General features: G+C 45.6%; 19 protein-coding genes. 8 read left to right on the forward strand and 11 right to left on the reverse strand.

The window, feature by feature from the left end:
- Positions 1-91: 91 nt before the first annotated feature.
- Entirely contained in the window at positions 92-1,711 is a 1,620-nt protein-coding gene (locus OCU35_RS03655) for a glycoside hydrolase family 43 protein (protein ID WP_261825667.1), read from the forward strand.
- Between the two features lie 74 nt (positions 1,712-1,785).
- Here the strand turns inward: OCU35_RS03655 and OCU35_RS03660 are convergent, their stop codons facing one another.
- From OCU35_RS03660 to bepA, 3 genes are read right to left on the reverse strand one after another with little or no spacing between them, the layout of a single operon-like run.
- Positions 1,786-2,229: a DUF2069 domain-containing protein gene (locus OCU35_RS03660; protein ID WP_102366841.1), complete on the reverse strand. Its 444-nt coding sequence runs from the start codon at positions 2,227-2,229 to the stop codon at positions 1,786-1,788.
- Positions 2,229-2,579 (reverse strand): arsenate reductase (glutaredoxin), encoded by a 351-nt coding sequence (gene arsC / locus OCU35_RS03665; protein WP_261825668.1) that lies wholly within the window; start codon positions 2,577-2,579, stop codon positions 2,229-2,231. Before arsC ends, OCU35_RS03660 begins: the two co-directional genes overlap by 1 nt.
- A 13-nt stretch (positions 2,580-2,592) precedes the next feature.
- On the reverse strand, positions 2,593-4,050 hold the full coding sequence (gene bepA, locus OCU35_RS03670) for a beta-barrel assembly-enhancing protease (RefSeq protein WP_026012909.1): 1,458 nt from the start codon (positions 4,048-4,050) through the stop codon (positions 2,593-2,595).
- A gap of 219 nt (positions 4,051-4,269) precedes the next feature.
- On the opposite strand from bepA, the gene OCU35_RS03675 reads away from it, so the two are divergent.
- Positions 4,270-4,485 (forward strand): sulfurtransferase TusA family protein, encoded by a 216-nt coding sequence (locus OCU35_RS03675; RefSeq protein WP_257744216.1) that lies wholly within the window; start codon positions 4,270-4,272, stop codon positions 4,483-4,485.
- Between the two features lie 5 nt (positions 4,486-4,490).
- Complete coding sequence (locus OCU35_RS03680) at positions 4,491-5,555, forward strand: AI-2E family transporter (RefSeq protein ID WP_017029240.1); 1,065 nt, start codon at positions 4,491-4,493, stop codon at positions 5,553-5,555.
- A gap of 62 nt (positions 5,556-5,617) precedes the next feature.
- On the opposite strand, the gene bcp is transcribed toward OCU35_RS03680, so the two are convergent.
- Both bcp and OCU35_RS03690 read right to left on the reverse strand, forming a co-directional pair.
- A complete protein-coding gene (bcp, locus tag OCU35_RS03685) occupies positions 5,618-6,085 on the reverse strand; it encodes a thioredoxin-dependent thiol peroxidase (RefSeq protein ID WP_017029241.1) in 468 nt (155 codons plus the stop codon).
- Positions 6,086-6,101: 16 nt separating this feature from the next.
- Positions 6,102-6,641 (reverse strand): glycine cleavage system protein R, encoded by a 540-nt coding sequence (locus OCU35_RS03690; protein ID WP_017029242.1) that lies wholly within the window; start codon positions 6,639-6,641, stop codon positions 6,102-6,104.
- Between the two features lie 234 nt (positions 6,642-6,875).
- Here OCU35_RS03690 and dapA point away from each other — a divergent pair, with 234 nt between their 5' ends.
- Positions 6,876-7,754 (forward strand): 4-hydroxy-tetrahydrodipicolinate synthase, encoded by an 879-nt coding sequence (dapA, locus tag OCU35_RS03695; protein ID WP_017029243.1) that lies wholly within the window; start codon positions 6,876-6,878, stop codon positions 7,752-7,754.
- Positions 7,755-7,808: 54 nt separating this feature from the next.
- A complete protein-coding gene (gene bamC / locus OCU35_RS03700; RefSeq protein WP_017032632.1) occupies positions 7,809-8,855 on the forward strand; it encodes an outer membrane protein assembly factor BamC in 1,047 nt (348 codons plus the stop codon).
- Positions 8,856-8,927: 72 nt separating this feature from the next.
- Here the strand turns inward: bamC and OCU35_RS03705 are convergent, their stop codons facing one another.
- The 4 genes from OCU35_RS03705 to OCU35_RS03720 are packed head-to-tail and all read right to left on the reverse strand — an operon-like array spanning position 8,928 to position 11,379.
- Positions 8,928-9,173, reverse strand: a complete 246-nt coding sequence (locus OCU35_RS03705; RefSeq protein ID WP_017032631.1) for a DUF2897 family protein — start codon at positions 9,171-9,173, stop codon at positions 8,928-8,930.
- Between the two features lie 12 nt (positions 9,174-9,185).
- Positions 9,186-9,881 carry a M15 family metallopeptidase gene (locus OCU35_RS03710; RefSeq protein WP_102329376.1) on the reverse strand — a complete coding sequence of 232 codons (696 nt, stop codon included), beginning with the start codon at positions 9,879-9,881 and terminating at the stop codon, positions 9,186-9,188.
- Between the two features lies 1 nt (position 9,882).
- On the reverse strand, positions 9,883-11,019 hold the full coding sequence (gene dapE, locus OCU35_RS03715; RefSeq protein WP_261825669.1) for a succinyl-diaminopimelate desuccinylase: 1,137 nt from the start codon (positions 11,017-11,019) through the stop codon (positions 9,883-9,885).
- A gap of 9 nt (positions 11,020-11,028) precedes the next feature.
- A complete protein-coding gene (locus tag OCU35_RS03720; RefSeq protein ID WP_261825670.1) occupies positions 11,029-11,379 on the reverse strand; it encodes an ArsC family reductase in 351 nt (116 codons plus the stop codon).
- A gap of 212 nt (positions 11,380-11,591) precedes the next feature.
- On the opposite strand from OCU35_RS03720, the gene OCU35_RS03725 reads away from it, so the two are divergent.
- Positions 11,592-11,870: a winged helix-turn-helix domain-containing protein gene (locus tag OCU35_RS03725; protein ID WP_017029249.1), complete on the forward strand. Its 279-nt coding sequence runs from the start codon at positions 11,592-11,594 to the stop codon at positions 11,868-11,870.
- Between the two features lie 4 nt (positions 11,871-11,874).
- Here the strand turns inward: OCU35_RS03725 and OCU35_RS03730 are convergent, their stop codons facing one another.
- A complete protein-coding gene (locus tag OCU35_RS03730) occupies positions 11,875-12,216 on the reverse strand; it encodes a DUF2956 domain-containing protein (protein ID WP_261825671.1) in 342 nt (113 codons plus the stop codon).
- A 77-nt stretch (positions 12,217-12,293) separates the two neighbouring features.
- Here OCU35_RS03730 and OCU35_RS03735 point away from each other — a divergent pair, with 77 nt between their 5' ends.
- Positions 12,294-12,752, forward strand: coding sequence for a DUF2919 domain-containing protein (locus OCU35_RS03735; RefSeq protein ID WP_017029251.1), 459 nt, complete (start codon positions 12,294-12,296; stop codon positions 12,750-12,752).
- A gap of 15 nt (positions 12,753-12,767) precedes the next feature.
- Entirely contained in the window at positions 12,768-13,673 is a 906-nt protein-coding gene (locus OCU35_RS03740; protein WP_017029252.1) for a Dyp-type peroxidase, read from the forward strand.
- Between the two features lie 107 nt (positions 13,674-13,780).
- Here the strand turns inward: OCU35_RS03740 and crr are convergent, their stop codons facing one another.
- Positions 13,781-14,290, reverse strand: a complete 510-nt coding sequence (gene crr, locus OCU35_RS03745; RefSeq protein WP_017029253.1) for a PTS glucose transporter subunit IIA — start codon at positions 14,288-14,290, stop codon at positions 13,781-13,783.
- Between the last annotated feature and the right edge of the window lie 29 nt (positions 14,291-14,319).

A 14,319-nucleotide genomic window follows, 5' to 3' on the forward strand; every position in this document is an offset into this window, starting at 1 on the left:
GGCCATCCCATCAAAACCGTTTTACACCGAATACTATAAGTATCAACTGTTACCGGTAACTTGAGTGGAATGATGCTGAAGAGGACTCGAAATGATTAGCAATCCAATAATAAAAGGGTTTCACCCTGACCCATGTGTATGTCGTGCAGGTGATGACTACTACATTGCCACCTCGACCTTTGAGTGGTTTCCAGGGGTTCGAATATTTCACTCTAAGGATTTAAAAAACTGGAAGCTGGCTTCAATGCCTTTGGATACCGTTGAGAAGCTCGACATGAAGGGTAACCCTGACTCTGGTGGTATTTGGGCTCCGGCTCTTAGCTATGCTGACGGCAAGTTTTGGCTACTCTATACCGATGTAAAGGTGATAGATGCACCATGGAAAAATGGTCGCAATTATTTAGTGACGGCCGAAAATATAGAGGGGCCTTGGAGTGAGCCTATTCCGATGGGAAATGGCGGGTTTGATCCTTCATTATTTCATGCTGATGATGGCAAAAAGTACTACGTTTATCGCACCTGGGGGCCGAGAAATCATAGCGATCCTATCAATGAGATAGTGGTGCAAGAATATGATGTTGCCTCACAAAGATTAGTGAGCGATAGACAGCCCATATTCAATGGTACGGTCCTAAAGTACACAGAAGCCCCTCATCTGTATAAAAAAGAGGGCTACTACTATCTCCTTACCGCAGAAGGCGGTACTAGTTTTGAGCATCATGTGACTGTGGCTCGCTCTAGGCATCTACTAGGGCCGTACGAGATTTCTCCGCACGGTGCATTGCTATCTACTTGGCATACGCCCGATAATCCACTGCAAAAAGCGGGGCACGGCTCCTTGGTTGAAACGCCTGATGGTGAGTGGTTTATTACTTACCTAGTGAGTCGTCCGTTAAAGTTTGCGGGCAGACCAAGGCTAGCTAGGTGGGGGCGAGGGGCGTGTTCTCTAGGAAGAGAAACAGGTATTGACCGTATTGAGTGGATAGATGGCTGGCCCTCGGTGGTGGGTGGAAAGCATGCGAAGCTAGAAATACCAGAGTTGAACCTTACCGTTACTTCTCCTGCCGAGAGTGAGTCTATTTATGATGACTTCTCTGCTGAGTCCTTGCTCACCCACTGGCAAACTCTCAGGATCCCGTTTACCGAATCTATGGGGAGTTTGAATGAAAGACAGGGGTATTTACGCTTGCGTGGCAATGATAGCTTGCTGTCGACATTTGAGCAGTCAACGGTAGCGACGCGTTGGCGTCACCATGATTTTATTGCTTCCACCAAGCTGGAGTTCGAGCCGACTAACTTCCAGCAATCAGCGGGCTTATGCTGTTACTACAACACCAGTAACTGGACCTACTTAGCGGTTGAGTTTGATGAAGAGCGCAAGCGTCGCTGTTTGCGAGTGATGCAAGTGGACAAGCAGGCGGTCAGTTATCATTTCTATGATAATGAATCCATAGAGATCCCAGATGATGTCCGTAATATTTGGCTTAGTGTGCGCATCGAGGGCTTAACTTATCAATACAGCTTTTCATTTGATGGCAAGGCATGGCAAAAGCTGCCTTTAGTACTCGATGCTTGGCGTTTATCGGATGACTATATTGACGGGCGAGGGTTCTTTACAGGGGCCTTTGTTGGGCTTCATTGTGCTGATATTAGTGGGTTTGGCTGTCATGCTGACTTTGAAGAGTTTAGCTATGAGCCTACTGGCGGATAGTTAGCGTGCGTACTAATTAGACGTTCTAAGAAAAAGCCCCATCGACTGATGGGGCTTCGTTGTACTTTTTGACCTTAACGCTCGCGACCAAAACGCTCTTGCTCTTCTTGCTTGTATTCAGAGAGCTTCTTCAGCTTTAAGCCTAATTCTCTACCTCGCAATCGGCTATACACGGTATTGCCGATAAACGCGATACTGGTTAGCAGCACCTCCACAATGGCCAGCATTCTCTCGCCCTCATCCACGTAGACCAAGGTGAGTGAGTGCAGGAAATACAGCAGAAGCACGAAGTTTGCCCAAGCAAAGGTATACGGCTTTTGCTGCAATATTCCCTTAATAGGGAAGAGCAAAGGCAGTGCCCAGGCAATAGTCAAAAACCACGGACTGAATTCCAGTGGTGGAGATATGAGGCTATGCCAAAGTATGACCCAAGCCAAAAGCGCAAAGTGCCCCGTTTGAGCCACTCGTAACCATAACCTTGTTTTTGACGCCATTTCAGCAGGGGATGTGGTTGGCATTATAGGATCTCTAGCACCTGTTGTGGTGGGCGGCCATGTCGAGCCTTGCCATTAGCAATCACTATTGGGCGCTCAATAAGCTTGCGGTTTTCAAGCATCGCCTTAAACAGGTCTTGCTCTGTAAGAGAATCACTCCCAAGGTTGAGCTCTTTATAAATCGCTTCCTTGGTACGCATCATTGCACGTACGTTAGGCAGTTCAAGCTGAGCATATAGGCCTTGCAGCGTTTCAATGTCTAAATCAGCATCTAGATAAAGCACAACCTCTGGAGCAACCCCATTATCTTCCAACAGTGCGAGCGTTTCTCTGCTTTTTGAGCAGCGAGGGTTGTGATAAATAACAACAGACATGAAGTTTCCTTTTCTAATTTTGTAGCGCCATAAATTGGTCGCGTTGTTGTAAAAGTTGATCAATGCGCGCATCAAAACGTGCTTGTTGAAGACTGCCTAATTCAGATATTTGAGCTGCCTGGGTAAAGCTTTGAATCGCTCTATTCCAGTTGGCGTTCAGCGCGTACAGCTCTCCGCGGGCAGCCAGTTCATTTGCAGGGTCACTTAAGTTGGCGTGTGCCTTACTGAGTAGGTGCCAGCCGTTAGTATCATTTGGATTATCGTGTGTGTATCTTTGCAGCATGCGAACCGCTTGCTCATTTTTCTCAGCTTCAATCATTACATTGGCTAAGTTGATCTGCAGCACTGGGTTACGAGGCTTGATCTTTAGTGCTTCTTTGAGAAGCGCTTCGGCTTTTTCAGGTGTTTTCTTCTCAATGTTGAGATCGGATAACGCATCCAACACAAAGTTGCTGTGTGGGAACTGCTTCTGAAGTGACAGTAACAACTCTTCAGCCTTATCGAGCTGTTTGGTATCGAGATAAACCAACGCCTTACCATATTCGTAAGTCGGTTTCATGGCCTTGGAGGCGGACTTTTCTTTTCGTTCAAGCCAGTCCATTGCACCATCACTGCTTATCCCCACATACCGAGCCACCACGCGCGCCTTGGCCATATGAAACTCTAAAGAGGGAGCAGCAGGATTGATAGGGTAGGCATCCGCCCTAGATCGTGAGTCAGTAATACGATCCTCTGGCAATGGGTGAGTCAGTAGCATTGGTGGTGGCTTACTTGCGTAGCGATATTGATCTGCTAGACGACCAAAAAAGCTAGGCATAGCATGAGGATCGTAACCCGCTTTGATTAGCGTATTCATGCCTACACGGTCTGCTTCTTTTTCGTTGCTTCGTGTGTAGTTGATTGCACTTTGCATTGCGCCAGCTTGGGTTGCGGTCAACGCAGCGATACCCGCTTCAGGCGCAGCTATAGCTAATAAGATAGAACCGGCAAGAGCGGCTAGGGTGACTGGGTTTTTTCTGGCTTGATCTTCCATACGACGGGCTAAGTGTCGCTGAGTAACGTGAGCGATTTCGTGCGACACTACTGAAGCAAGTTCGCCCTCTGAGTTAGCATGTAAGAAAAGGCCGGTATGGATAGCAACGTGTCCGCCAAAAAAGGCAAACGCGTTAATGTTTCGGTCTCGTATTAGGAAAAACTCAAACGGTGTCTTTACATCTTCTGCGTTTGCGACAAGGCGATACCCCAAGCTTGAAATATACTCGGATAAAACAGGGTCATTGATGACAGGTTGGCTCGCCCTAAGAATGCGCATATAGGCATCGCCATAGTTTCGCTCTTGGTCTATGGTCAAGGTGCCACCCGCAGTTGTCCCTATATCAGGCAAGTCTGAGGTATTGGCTAGACTGGGCGAGCTAAGGCTCAACGTTGCCCCCAGAAGCATAGCTAATACTGAAGGTGCACGTTTCAAAATAGAGGCATTCATCGTTTGTTTAACGTCAGGTCCTGTTCGGTTCTTGAAAGGGTATACAACTGTAGACTCTGCATTTCCCATTTGGTTTCTTGGAAAGCGCATTAACGAGAGCTATTAACAATTTGTACACTAGGTTAGCACGGGATAATAGTGGTTTTGAACTAAAAAAGATTTACAATAGACGTATTTAGAATAAACAGAAGTCGCTTTATTATGTCGATGAAAGTCATTGATCTTACTGATGAGCGATGCCCAATGAGCTTGTTACTGGCGAAACGCGCCAGCAGGGACCTCAAACCATCTCAGACCCTGACCTTTTTGGTGATGGAGCTGAGCTCTGTAAATGATATGCAGGCCTATTTTTTACGCCACGATATGCTCGTGGATGTGAGGAAAGCCCCTCACTATTATTACTTAACCATAACTAAAGAGTAGACCCCATGCTTGATATGATGAAGCAATGGTATAAACGCCGATTCTCAGACCCTCACGCTGTTAGCCTAGTTGCGATCATCTTATTTGGTTTCATTACCATCTATTTCTTTGGCCACCTTATTGCACCCTTATTGGTGGCTATTGTATTGGCTTACCTCCTAGAGTGGCCTGTTGTGCAGCTTATACGGTTTGGTATCCCTAGAACCTTTGCCGTAATTTTAGTCTTGTTGTTGTTTATCGGCTTAGTATTGGTCGCCTTTATCGGCATTGTTCCTACCATTTGGCAACAGATCGGTAATCTAATGAATGATGTACCGAACATGTATCTCGAACTGCAAAATTACATCAACAGTATTCCAGAGCGTTATCCGGAACTGGCGACTGTGACCAATGTTGAGTTTGTGTTTGCTGACATGAAAAACAAATTCGTTGGTCTGGGCGAGAGCATAGTTAAGGGATCGCTTGCCTCTTTAGTCAGCCTAGCCACGATAGGCGTTTACTTAATCTTGGTACCGCTTCTGATTTTCTTCTTGTTAAAAGATAAAGAAGAAATGCTAAGCATGTTGGGCGGAATGCTTCCTCAAAACCGTAACCTGGCTTATCAGGTATGGCATGAAATGAACGACCAAATCTCAAACTACATTCGCGGGAAGGTATTAGAGATTTTGATTGTGGGTGGCGTAAGCTACGTGACCTTTGTGATTCTGGACCTGCGTTACTCAGCACTACTTGCCGTTGCGGTAGGTCTGTCAGTATTGATTCCATATATTGGCGCAGCGGCAGTGACTGTGCCCATTGCCATCGTTGGATTGTTCCAGTGGGGACTCACACCACCGTTTTATTACTTATTGATTGCCTACGGCATTATTCAGGCTTTAGATGGCAATGTGCTGGTTCCGGTTCTATTCTCAGAGGCGGTAAACCTGCACCCAGTCGCGATTATTATCTCGGTATTGGTGTTTGGTGGCTTGTGGGGATTCTGGGGGATCTTCTTCGCGATACCTTTGGCGACCCTAGTGAAAGCGGTGGTGAATGCCTTCACTCACCCTAATTTGGATGCGGTAGAGTAGCGTTAAACCATCACTTAGTGTGAGGTAAAAGAAAGCCAGTCATTAGGACTGGCTTTTTGTTTTTAGGCTTGGTTCAAATAGTCCAACACCACTTCATGGTGGGTTTTGGTTTTGAACTTGTTAAACACATGCTCAATGACACCTTCCTCATTGATAAGGAAGCTAATACGGTGCAAGCCGTCATAGACCTTGCCCATGAACTTCTTCTCTCCCCAAACCCCAAACGCCTCTGCGGCAGAGTGGTCTTCATCTGATAGTAGAGTGAAGTTGAGGTTGTCACGTTCAATGAACTTGCCTAGTCGTTTCACAGGATCGATGCTAACGCCAAGCACTAACACATTGTGTGCATCCAGCTCTGCTTTTACATCACGAAGGCCTTGAGCCTGAACGGTGCAACCTGGGGTCATCGCTTTAGGGTAGAAGTAAAACAGGACTTTTTGTCCCTTAAGGTCTTTCAGTGAGACGGCATTGCCATCTTGGTCTAAAAGAGTCACATCTGGTGCCGGAGTACCAGCCGTTAATGTTTGCATTGAAGTTCCTTAAACATTATCCGTTGTTAATGAAGTTGAGAGTTCCTTTGACGCCGAGGTCGTCGCAAAGAGAAGTAAAGTCTTCTTGCAACTGCATCAAATTGTATTCATTTGATAGAAAAGCCGTTATCGAGATCTGAAATTGGTCTTCACCCTGTTTGGTTTTTTCTTTACTCAGAGTACGGGCGCTTAGCGAGCTAATGCCTATCTCTCTATCTGCAAAGAAGTGGGTGATTCTCTCTGTAAGACCAATCTTATCCGTTGCCTGAACATTCACCTCTAGAGTAAAGCCTTGTGCTATCTCTTGGTGAGGTGAAGTACGTTTAACTATGGTGATGAGGTCATGTTCTTGGCCTAATTGTGGAAGTGAATGCTCCACTCGAGTGACCTGTGAGACCGTGCCGGAAATCAACATGATTAGGGTAAAGTCATTGCCAAATAGCGCTATTCTGCTGTCAATGATGTTACAGCCTAGATCTGAGACTAAATGAATGATTTTGTTGCCAATACCTGGGCGGTCTGTACCGACGGCAGTAATGACTAGGTGCTGCGCCATAGTGTGATCCTTCGACTGACAATAATCTTATTAGCATACACGGAAACAATTGCAGTTGTGTTGGTAAATGTTAGAAAATCTAACATGATTAACATCTGCCGATTTTTAGAGGTCGACAGGGTCAAACTGTATGCAAATAAATGGTAAATAATTCACGGCTAAGCCTTTATCCGCTTGTGTTATCTAATCTCTATCAAGTACCATGCGATATCAATGAAATTTAGGGAGTGAATCATGTTTTCAGGAAGTATCGTTGCTTTATTAACGCCTTTCAATATCGATGGTGAAGTGGATTACCAAAGCCTCAAGAACTTGGTTGAGTATCATATTGATGCTGGCACCTCTGCGATTGTTGCAGTGGGTACTACAGGTGAGTCGGCAACGCTTACCGTTGAAGAACATGTGAAGGTCGTTAGTAAGGTAGTCGAATTTGCTGATGGGCGTATTCCCGTCATTGCAGGTACTGGAGCAAACGCCACTCACGAAGCTATCACTTTTAGTCGTTTACTTAACAATTCTGGTATTGCAGGTTGTTTAAGTGTCACGCCATATTACAATAAGCCTACTCAAGAAGGCTTGTACCAGCATTTCAAAGCCATCGCTAAAGCGAGCGCTGTGCCTATCATTTTGTACAATGTCCCTGGTCGTACCGGTGTTGATATGCAACCTGAAACTGTTGCTCGCCTGGCTAAGATTGACAAGATTGTTGCAGTTAAAGATGCCACTGGCGATCTCTCTCGTGTTGAAAAACATAGGGAACTTTGTGGCGAAGACTTTATCTTACTTAGTGGTGATGACGCTACGGGTCTAGATTTCGTTAAACTAGGCGGACACGGCGTTATCTCTGTGACCAATAACATTGCCGCACGCGATATGGCGGACATGTTTAAGCTAGCTGAGCAAAATAACTATGCAGAAGCGGAAATCATCAACCAACGTTTGATGGGTCTGCATTCTGGACTGTTTGTTGAGTCGAGCCCAATCCCTGTAAAATGGGCTGCCCATGAGTTACATTTGATTGAGAATGGCGGACTACGTTTACCAATGACGCCGTTGTCAGAAGCCGGCCAAGAAGTGGTTAAGGCAGCATTGGCACAAGCCAATATCAGCTAAATCTATTATCTACGATTCACGCCTCAACGTAGGCGTGAAGAGTCAGGAGTTTTAATGAAGTTTGTTAATCAGCTGGTGCTCAGTTCACTGGCTGTCGCTATTTTAAGTGGTTGTGCAGGTAGTGCAGCAGAGCGTCGTCAAGCAAAAGACGACTTTAAGTATCTAGATGCAAAGCCTCTTGATGTCCTTGTCTCGCCCGAAGATCAGCAACTCGAAGAGTATCCGAATTATCAGATCCCTGAAGGTGAATACATTGGTGGCACGGGTAGAGAAGTCGATATTCGACCTCCTCAGCAAGTTCTAGAGCTCATCCCTGGTGCACGTACAGAGCAGCGTGATGGGGTTATTACCCTTTGGCTGCTAACTGAAGATGAACGCGACAAGGTTTGGCAGACGGCTCAAGATATGATGTCAACGCGCGATATCAAGCTTATAGAATCGACAGACAGCACTATCGAAACCGATTGGATCGTGTGGGAAGAGGAAGATGAGGAAGAAACCCTCAGCAGTCGCTACCTCATTGAACGATTTGAAAAAAATTCTCGCTATGGCTTCCGCATTAGCTTGATTGCTTGGAAAGAAGGCCGTCAAGAGCAGGCGGTGAGCTACACCAATAAAGAACGATACAACACCTTGATGACGAACTTGGTGATGTCTCGCTACGATCAAGTGGTTCGTGAAGAAGCGGCAAAACAAGCGCTAGAATTGGTTAAAGTGATTCCTCTGAGCATGGGTAAAGACCGCAGCGGTCTGCCTATTATCATTGCTCGTGCACCCTATGATGCTTTCTGGCAGCGCTTCCCGGAACTGCTGCCAATTATGGGCTTTAGTATTGATGAGCGAAATCAATCTCAAGGTGAAATTAAGGCCTTGTATGCGCCACCAAGTGATGATTTCTGGGAAAGTGTAGGCACCAAGCCACTGAGCTATAACGGAGAGACTTACACATTCCTGTTGGGTGATTTAGGTAACCGAACCTCCATTAACATTACCGATGCTTCTGGTAAGCCTGTTACAGAGCCTATGTTAGAAGAGATGATTCCAGTGTTGGCGACTATGATGCAGCAAAGCACTGAACCAAAAGAATCAGAATCGAACTAAGTCTCTGATACTGAAATTAAAAAAGGAGCTTCACACATGTGATAGCTCCTTTTTTTTGTTCGCGATAAAGCGTTATTCTCCGCCACTCTCTCCATCATCATTAGATTGGCCTGGGCTTTTCTTTTTCAGGTGTTCATTGACCTTCTTCTGGCGCTCTTCATCCAACTCTTTGAGTCGTTCAATATCGTCTTTCTGATCTCTAGACATAGTACCTACCTTCATATTTGCAGTGTATTTAAGTGCTGCAATATTACCGACAATAACGCTAACTACGATGGTAATGATTACCCAAGGGTTGAACAATAAATCTAAAAACATGCGTGAGATGTCCTACGTAGTTGAAATGTTGGTAACATATTGAGTGTAGATGCTATTGAGGTGCTTTAATACCTCGCGGCTTCCCTCTATTGGGTTTTGCTCTAGGGTTTCAGCAAGCATGCTTTGGGTCAGTTGCTCTAAGGCAAGGTTAGAGGTTTGCTGGTGGCTAAGGTGCCAAGGCTCGATTGCTACGCCCCCCTTGTCTTTAGAGTAGGGGAAAAAGAACCCCAGTTGCTGCGCATTGCTAAGCAACCACTGATAAAACGGTGCCTGATGTCCCTCTAAGTATTCCCATGGTTCTAACTGAAGCTTGGTATCGGAAGGCAGAAGGTTGTGGGCGTACAAATCAAAATCACACCCCCAATGATGGCGACTTGCCCCGGGAAGCGCAGACCAACGCAATATGGCATGAATGCGCTCCTCTATAGAGAGAGACTTGGCATCAAGCACTTGACCATCACTACTTAGAGTCGGTCTCAGACCCAGATACTTGTTGTTCCATATCAGGCGTTGCCTTGCAAAGTCACGATAACCACTGGCTATTGCAATCTCGAACCCTGCTTTTTTGGCAAGAGCAACCAGCGATAGAAGCGCCGATTCAACATCCTTGTGAACCAATACCTCACGCTCATTGAGACTCAGAATCGTAAGGTGTGATTGGCTCAGCCCGGTAAGCTGTCGGTGATCCCAGTCGCTAGTCTTTTGCATATTATTGACCCAGTAGGTTAACCAGAACGTTTTGGTACATGTCAGCCAGTAGATCTAAGTCTTCCGCCTTCACGCATTCGTTCACCTTGTGAATGGTGGCATTCACTGGGCCCAGTTCAATGACCTGAGTGCCCATCTTGGCAATGAATCGACCGTCGGAGGTTCCACCTGTGGTAAGAAGTTGAGGCTCTACGCCGTTCACTTTAGCGACAGCATCAACCACAGCCGTTAATAGGTCACCGGTATCTGTTAGGAAGGGTTCGCCATTTAGCGTCCACTTTAGGTCATAGTCAAAGTCATACTTGTTCAGCACCTCGTAGACGCGCTCTTTGATCAGCTCATGATGGATCTCAGTGCTGTATCTTAGGTTGAACATCGCATGCAATTCGCCTGGAATGACATTGCTCGCGCCCGTACCACCATTGAGATTTGGGATCTGGAAGCTGGTTGGCGGGAAGAACTCATTGCCATTGTCCCATTCTATTTGGCTTAACTCAGTTAGCGCAGGAAGAGCATGGTGAATCGGGTTCTTCGCAATATGTGGGTAGGCGACGTGGCCTTGAATACCTTTAACGGTCAATTCACCCGTAAATGAGCCTCGGCGACCGTTTTTAACAACATCACCCACCTTTTCTGTGCTTGAAGGTTCACCCACAATACACATGTCGATGATTTCATCACGAGCAACAAGGGTGTCAACGACTCGGGTCGTACCGTTGATGAACGGGCCTTCTTCGTCTGATGTGATTAAAAAGGCGATAGAGCCTTTATGGTCAGGATTTTCAGCGATAAAGCGCTCTACTGCAACAATCATAGAAGCCAGCGAGCCCTTCATATCTGCTGCGCCACGACCGTATAGGTAGCCCTCTTTTACTGTTGGCTCAAATGGAGGTGTGTGCCAGTCATTGAGGTTTCCTGCTGGCACCACATCAGTGTGTCCAGCGAAGGCAAACAAGGGCGCTTCTGAGCCCTTACGAGCCCATAGATTGAGCGTATCTTCGAAATGCATGACTTCAATGTCAAAGCCGAGCGCTTTAAGACGTTCAATCATCAGAGGTTGGCAGCCAGCATCTTCTGGAGTGACAGATTGACGGCTCATCAAGTCGATAGCCAAGTCTAAAACAGGACTTGAGTTCATCCTAATTCCTTAAATATGAAAAATGTTGTCGTATTGGTCGGCTTTAAAGCCAATATGCAGAAGATCGCCAATGCGTATGATAGGGCGTTTGACCATGGCGGGATGCTCAAGCAAAAGGGCAATGGCATTGTCACGGTCTAGGGTTTGTTTTTGTTCGTCAGACAGTTGTCGGTAAGTGGTGCCGCGCTTATTGAGCACTTGTTCCCAACCAAAAAAGTCACAAAACTCGCTCACGATTTCGGTAGTGATACCTTGTTTGCGATAGTCGTGAAAGGTGAATTCTATTTGATGTTCTTGAAGCCACTTCTTGGCTTTTTTTATGGTGTCACAATTTGGGATACCATACATGATTACGCTCATGATCTGTCCTTAGTGCGTTTATCGATACTTGAATCCTACCAAACAAATCCAACATCTTGTATACCTAACTCGGTTTGAAGTAGCGCACATAAGCGATGAATTGTGTAAAAAAATTCACAAAAGCGAATAAAGAGTCAATGTTGTTTGATCAGACTCAAGTCGTTCTCGCCCATATTGGCAATAATTGGTGAAAACAGTTGTAGGAGGTATCAATGGAATTGAATCCTGTTTTTGCTCGTCGTATATATTTAGCTCATTTGGTTGCAAGCATGGAGCGTCCAAATGTTCCCAAATTAATAGAATGCACAGGTTGGCCACGTCGCACGATCCAAGATGTTTTGAAGGCCCTGCCGGGGATCGGCATCTCGTTGAAATTTGTTCAGGATGGTTGTCGCCACAATGATGGCTACTATCAAGTGTCCGATTGGGGCCCGCTAGACCAGCAATGGGTGGCAGGCAATACCACCGAAATCCGCTCTCACCTGTCTTGATACGCTACGCAGCAGTAAGCACAACATAAGCAATAAAACCTATCCAACTGACGACTAATAGTGCCCAAGGTAATTTACTTGAGTTGGATGGGGCTTCTGTTTCTGCCACATCACCGGTTACCGATTCAGTCGCGCTTTGTTTTTGCCTTTGACTGCGTTTTTTTTGCTTGTCGGCTTCACGCGCCTTTTGCTTCTGACGTTTTTTATATTCAGCGATACCCTTTTCTATTCCCAACGCAATGAGCTTGGTTTGCTCTTTGGTTTGCCCAGGTTTTTGGGTAGATTTAGCGACCTGCATCGCTTGTTGTTGGGTTTCTGAAGAGATTGTCGTATTGTTCTTTTTCATAAGTTTTTTGCAAGTGAAGTGCCAGAGTTAATTATGCCCTTAATTATAAATAAGTTCTTCAATAGAAAGTGGATAATGTGCGTTATTTAATTGAAGAATATGACAAGAATGGCTATCTAAAAGCGCCAATTTGGCTTTGGTTTGCTTGGTTGTTCTTAGCCAGAGGCTGGATAGTGTTTGTGATGGCAGGAGTCACTCGCGATAAAGGAAGCGATATCCTTTCGATGATCTATCCTAACTCTTTCAGTCTATATATTATGATGTGTATGGGAGTGCCGAGCCTGCTGTTAATGTGGGTGATTGGGTTAAGAAACCCGGATAGAAGATGGCTAAACAAATTGATTGGCCTCGGTCGTATGACGACCATCCTACTCTCTATCGTCCAGTTGGCACTCGAGTTGCACTATATTTCTTTGCAACATGGTCAGTTTACTTGGGGCGCAGCCCTATCAGTCGTTGGATTGAGTTGGATTATTATTTATCTATTCAACAGCCGACGAGTAAAAGATTGTTTTGACAGCATTTCGGATAATTAGTCTAAGGAAATTACAATGATTCAACCTCAAGCGGCCATAGTGCCAGAACCGGGCCCATTTGCGTTATACGTGCTTATCAAGGTTACCGGAGATAAAAGCAAAGTACTGAACGCACTGCAACAGATGGGTGACTGGGTAGGGGATATCAATTTCAATCAACCCGGTGCACATTTAACCAGTAGCATTGCTTTTTCTCACCAATTTTGGAGTGAGAGCATTTCTAAAGACGTACCGAGCGAACTGATTCCGTTTCCTCGCTTAGAGTGTGGCGATATTGAAGCACCGACAACAGACGTCGATGTACTGGTGCATTGCCATTCGCACCGTCACGACCTGCACTTTTTCTTACTGCGTAAGTTAATGCAAGAGATCGCTAATGACGTCACTATTGTTGATGAAACTTACGGTTACCGTTACCTAGATTCGCGCGATATGACGGACTTTGTTGATGGCACTGAAAACCCGAAAGGGGATGCAAGATCTGAAGTGGCTCTTTTAAGTGAAGGTCCTTTTGAAGGCGGCAGCTATGTAATGGTGCAACGCTTTGAGCACAACCTACCTGCTTGGAATGCCCTGTCTGTCAGTCAACAAGAACAAAAGATTGGTCGAACTAAAGAAGATTCGATAGAGCTTGAAGACGTGCCGGCTGAGTCTCACGTAGGACGTGTAGATATCAAAAAAGAAGGCAAGGGCTTGAAGATTGTCCGTCACAGCTTGCCGTATGGCTCTGTCTCTGGTGATCACGGGTTACTCTTTATCGCTTACTGTAATACGCTAAGTAACTTCACTGATATGCTTGAGAGCATGTATGGACAAGTCGATGGCACTACCGATGCGCTACTGGATTACACAAAAGCAGTCACAGGTGCGTACTTCTTTGCGCCGAGTCAGACGATGTTGAAGCAACTGGCTCTGTCTTAATCGATTCATGCCTAACCGCAAGCGCGAGTTGGGCTGATTACTGATTGATAAGCATAAAAAAACGCAGCCATTGGCTGCGTTTTTATTCACTTGAATCTAAGTAGAAGTTACTTAGTTACGCGTAGAACTGGAGTTTCACCAACAGTTACAGCGCCAGAAAGCTTGTTCAGCTCTTTGATTTCATCCATGTTAGAGATAACAACTGGAGTCAAAGTAGATTTCGCTTTCTCTTCTAGGAATGCAAGGTCAAACTCGATGATAGTATCACCAGCTTTAACTTCTTGGCCTTCTGAACCGATGCGAGTGAAGCCTTCACCTTTCAGTTCAACAGTGTCGATACCGAAGTGAACGAATAGCTCGATACCGTCAGTTGATTCAATAGAGAACGCATGGTTTGTCTCAAAGATCTTACCGATTGTACCATTCACTGGTGCAACGATTTTGTTGCCAGTTGGTTTGATAGCGATGCCGTCACCAACGATTTTTTCAGCGAAAACTACATCTGGCACATCTTCAATGTTAACGATCTCACCAGAAAGAGGTGAAATGATTTCGATTGAACCTGCAGCGTTGCCTTCGTCCGATACCAGCTTCTTAAGTTTGTCAAACAGACCCATTACATGCTCCTAAGCAATTAATTTCTATT

Source organism: Vibrio breoganii (assembly GCF_024346795.1).
GTDB classification, from domain to species: domain Bacteria; phylum Pseudomonadota; class Gammaproteobacteria; order Enterobacterales; family Vibrionaceae; genus Vibrio; species Vibrio breoganii.

Bases quoted from the DNA above. Each gene is read 5' to 3' on its own strand.
- OCU35_RS03720 (WP_261825670.1), bottom strand. From the start codon at position 11,379: ATGAGCGTAATCATGTATGGTATCCCAAATTGTGACACCATAAAAAAA.
- OCU35_RS03705 (WP_017032631.1), bottom strand. From the start codon at position 9,173: ATGTTTTTAGATTTATTGTTCAACCCTTGGGTAATCATTACCATCGTA.
- OCU35_RS03710 (WP_102329376.1), bottom strand. From the start codon at position 9,881: ATGCAAAAGACTAGCGACTGGGATCACCGACAGCTTACCGGGCTGAGC.
- OCU35_RS03675 (WP_257744216.1), top strand. From the start codon at position 4,270: ATGAAAGTCATTGATCTTACTGATGAGCGATGCCCAATGAGCTTGTTA.
- crr (WP_017029253.1), bottom strand. From the start codon at position 14,290: ATGGGTCTGTTTGACAAACTTAAGAAGCTGGTATCGGACGAAGGCAAC.
- OCU35_RS03660 (WP_102366841.1), bottom strand. From the start codon at position 2,229: ATGCCAACCACATCCCCTGCTGAAATGGCGTCAAAAACAAGGTTATGG.
- OCU35_RS03655 (WP_261825667.1), top strand. From the start codon at position 92: ATGATTAGCAATCCAATAATAAAAGGGTTTCACCCTGACCCATGTGTA.
- OCU35_RS03725 (WP_017029249.1), top strand. From the start codon at position 11,592: ATGGAATTGAATCCTGTTTTTGCTCGTCGTATATATTTAGCTCATTTG.
- OCU35_RS03740 (WP_017029252.1), top strand. From the start codon at position 12,768: ATGATTCAACCTCAAGCGGCCATAGTGCCAGAACCGGGCCCATTTGCG.
- OCU35_RS03690 (WP_017029242.1), bottom strand. From the start codon at position 6,641: ATGGCGCAGCACCTAGTCATTACTGCCGTCGGTACAGACCGCCCAGGT.
- bamC (WP_017032632.1), top strand. From the start codon at position 7,809: ATGAAGTTTGTTAATCAGCTGGTGCTCAGTTCACTGGCTGTCGCTATT.
- dapA (WP_017029243.1), top strand. From the start codon at position 6,876: ATGTTTTCAGGAAGTATCGTTGCTTTATTAACGCCTTTCAATATCGAT.
- bcp (WP_017029241.1), bottom strand. From the start codon at position 6,085: ATGCAAACATTAACGGCTGGTACTCCGGCACCAGATGTGACTCTTTTA.
- OCU35_RS03680 (WP_017029240.1), top strand. From the start codon at position 4,491: ATGCTTGATATGATGAAGCAATGGTATAAACGCCGATTCTCAGACCCT.
- OCU35_RS03730 (WP_261825671.1), bottom strand. From the start codon at position 12,216: ATGAAAAAGAACAATACGACAATCTCTTCAGAAACCCAACAACAAGCG.
- dapE (WP_261825669.1), bottom strand. From the start codon at position 11,019: ATGAACTCAAGTCCTGTTTTAGACTTGGCTATCGACTTGATGAGCCGT.
- arsC (WP_261825668.1), bottom strand. From the start codon at position 2,579: ATGTCTGTTGTTATTTATCACAACCCTCGCTGCTCAAAAAGCAGAGAA.